Source organism: Aquimonas sp. (genome assembly GCF_044377145.1).
Taxonomy (GTDB): Bacteria; Pseudomonadota; Gammaproteobacteria; order Xanthomonadales; family Xanthomonadaceae; genus Aquimonas.
In genome coordinates this window covers 1-2,975 of the sequence record NZ_JBILJQ010000168.1, presented here as the reverse complement: position 1 = coordinate 2,975, position 2,975 = coordinate 1, and the positions used below count along the sequence as shown (strand labels likewise).

The following is a 2,975-nucleotide window of genomic DNA, read 5'->3' as shown; positions in this document are numbered from 1 at the left end:
AGCAGCAAGAGGCTCAGGCACAGAAGCGCGGCCGCGACGAAGAACTTGCTGAGCCAGCGCAGTTCCTCAATGACATGCGCCTCAGCTCGCCAGCGCAACGAGCGTGCATAGCCGGCGAGAACGTAGCAAGAGCAGAGGGTCAGGTCTATCTTGGTAGCACGCGGTGCGGCGGCGCAGGAGTTGGGGACAGATCGAGCGTTCTGATCGTTGATTTCAAGGGGCCGAGCCCCTGCTGCGTGCTCTGTTCATTCCAGTAGCAAAGCACGTCCCCCAAGCCCCGCTCTCGCGGGGCTTGTTGTTGGTGCGCTCGGAACTCGGCGCTGCTGGGGTCAGCGCCCGGCCTGTTGCAGCACGGTGTCGAGCATCTGGCTGACGAACTTTTGCTGTGCTTTGGGTAGCTTGCTGACCTGCTCCAGCTGATGCAGCAGCTTGGGTGCGGGGCCGCGCTTGCCGGTGGTGCGCGGTTCTGGCGTGCCGATCAGGGCGTCCATCGTGGTGCCCAAGGTCTGCGCGAGCAGGGGCAGCAGTGAGAGGGGCACGCGCCGCTGTCCGCTCTCATAGGCGGTGACGGCTTGCTGTGAGACGCCCAGCGCCTCGGCCAGTTGTACCTGGGTGAGCCCCTGGGCTTTGCGTTGTTGTGCAAGGCGCTCACCGAAGGCGATGAAGAAGGCGCGTTCGTCAGAACTGATGGCCACGGTCGGCGGGTCGATCCGGAGGTGGCGCATACCGTAACCCCGAGGTTCTGGAATCGCGGTTGAAGATACCACGCAAACATGTAACAGCGAATTGTGGTTATTTCCTCGCAAACCCCCTTGACAGGGTTCCTGGCCGGAGACCGTTTATGCCCCGCATCCCCGATTCCGAGCTGGACCGGTTGAAGACTGAGGTGTCGCTGGTGCGGCTGATCGAGGCGCGGGGGATCGCGCTGGTGAAGCAGGGCAAGGATCTGGCGGCGCGGTGTCCGTTTCACGAGGAGGCGACGCCCTCGCTGATCGTGAGCCCGGCCAAGAACCTGTTTCACTGCTTTGGCTGCGGTGCGGCCGGTGGGCCGATCGATTGGGTGATGAAGCTCGATGGCGTGTCGTTTCGGCGGGCGGTGGAGCTGCTGCGGATCGAGCTGGGCGAGGTGGCGGCTCCGCTGCCTGCGGTGCGTGCGGCGTCCGCTGCAGAGTCCTCCTTAGCCGCCGCTTCTGATCCTGCTGCCGCTGCGCCCGCACTGGATGCGGCCGACGACGCGGCGCTGCTGGCCTCGGTGCTCGACTACTACCACGCGACCCTGAAGCAAAGCCCCGAGGCGCTGGATTACCTGCGCTCGCGTGGGCTCGATCATCCGGCGCTGATCGACACGTTTCGGCTGGGTTACGCGAACCGCACGCTGGGCTATCACCTGCCCGATAAGCAGCTGAAGGCCGGGGCTGTACAGCGCGGTGCGCTGCAGCGGATCGGCCTGCTGCGGGCGAGCGGGCATGAGCATTTCAACGGCTCGCTGGTGGTGCCGGTGGTGGCACCCGATGGCGCGATCACCGAGGTCTACGGCCGCAAGATTCTGCCGGCCTCGAAGCTGCGCGCCGGCACGCCGCTGCACCTGTACCTGCCGGGTCCGCACCGTGGGGTGTTCAACGAGGCCGGCTTGGTCGGGCAGGAAGAAGTGATTCTGTGCGAGGCGCTGATCGACGCGCTGACGTTTTGGTGCGCGGGCTATCGCAACGTGACCAGCGCCTACGGTGTCGAAGGTTTCACCGATGAACTAGTGGCGGCGCTGCATCGGCACGGTGTGAAGCGCGTGCTGATCGCGTATGACGCGGACGAGCCGGGCAACGGTGCGGCCGACAAGCTGGCCCCCAAGCTGATGGCCGAGGGATTCGAGTGCTACCGCTGCCGCTTCCCGAAGGGGATGGACGCGAACGCCTATGCGCTGGCGGTGCAGCCGGCGGTGAAGTCGCTGGGCGTGGTGATTCGGCAGGCGGAGTGGGTGGGGCGAGGCAGCGCGCCCAGCCGAGGCCCTATCGGCCTCGGCTGCGCTGACGAGCGCCCGGCCACGGAAGGCCGGGCCGGCGCCACGCACCAGGGACGGTTGCTTGCGGACACCTCGAACGTAGCCGCGCCGGCTGTGGCGGATTCTCCTTTAGCCGCTGCTGTTGCTGCTCCGCTTGATGCAACCGATGCGCTTGATGCGCTTGATGCAGAGCCGGCCGCAGCCAGCGCCCCAAGTGTTACGCCCCAGACGGACCCCGAGCCCCCGACTTACCGCATTCCACCCACCGAGCCGCCGCTGCCCGTCGACATCGACGACAAGGAACTGCGCCTCACGCTGGGCGATCGGGCCTACACCGTGCGCGGCATCGAAAAGAACCTGTCGTACGAGCAGCTCAAAGTCTGGTTGCGAGTGAGCCGCGGCGATCATGTCCACGTCGATACGGTCGAGCTGTACGCCGCCAAGCAGCGCGCTGCCTGGCTCAAGCAGGCGGCGGTCGAGATCGGCGCGGCCGAGGACCTGCTGCGCGGTGATCTGGCCAAGCTGCTGCGGGCGGTGGAGCAGCGGCAGGATGCGGTGATCCGCGCCCAGCTCGCGCCCGCCGCGCCAGTGGATGCGGCCGCTGCGCTGGGCGAGGTCGAGCGGGCGGCAGGTGAAGCGCTATTGCGCGATCCGGCGCTGATCGATCGCATCGTGGCCGACGTGGAAGCGACCGGCGTGGTGGGTGAGTCGGCGAACGCGCTGGTGGCCTACCTGGCCTGCGTGTCGCGCAAGCTCGACAAGCCGCTGGCGATCCTGATCCAGAGCACGAGTGCGGCCGGCAAGTCGACCCTGATGGATGCACTGCTGGCGCTGATGCCCGAGAGCGAGCGGGTGCACTACAGCGCCATGACCGGGCAGAGCCTGTTCTATCTCGGCGAGCAGGCGATGAAGCACAAGATTCTGGCCATCGCCGAAGAAGAGGGCGTGCGCCAGGCGGCCTATGCGCTGAAGCTGCTGC

At 66.7% G+C, this 2,975-nt stretch carries 2 protein-coding genes; one reads left to right on the top strand and one right to left on the bottom strand.

The features are described 5' to 3' along the window. Nucleotides 1-329: 329 nt before the first annotated feature. The gene (locus ACIQ7H_RS22195; RefSeq protein ID WP_395795673.1) at nucleotides 330-725 is read right to left on the bottom strand and encodes a helix-turn-helix domain-containing protein; all 396 of its coding nucleotides are present in this window, start codon (nucleotides 723-725) and stop codon (nucleotides 330-332) included. A 116-nt stretch (nucleotides 726-841) separates the two neighbouring features. Between ACIQ7H_RS22195 and ACIQ7H_RS22190 the strand changes: the two genes are divergently transcribed. Continuing rightward, a partial coding sequence (locus ACIQ7H_RS22190; RefSeq protein ID WP_395795671.1) for a CHC2 zinc finger domain-containing protein occupies nucleotides 842-2,975 on the top strand: 2,134 nt, incomplete at its 3' end.

Excerpts from the sequence above, each read along its gene's own strand:
- ACIQ7H_RS22195 (WP_395795673.1), bottom strand. The coding sequence starts at position 725 with ATGCGCCACCTCCGGATCGACCCGCCGACCGTGGCCATCAGTTCTGAC.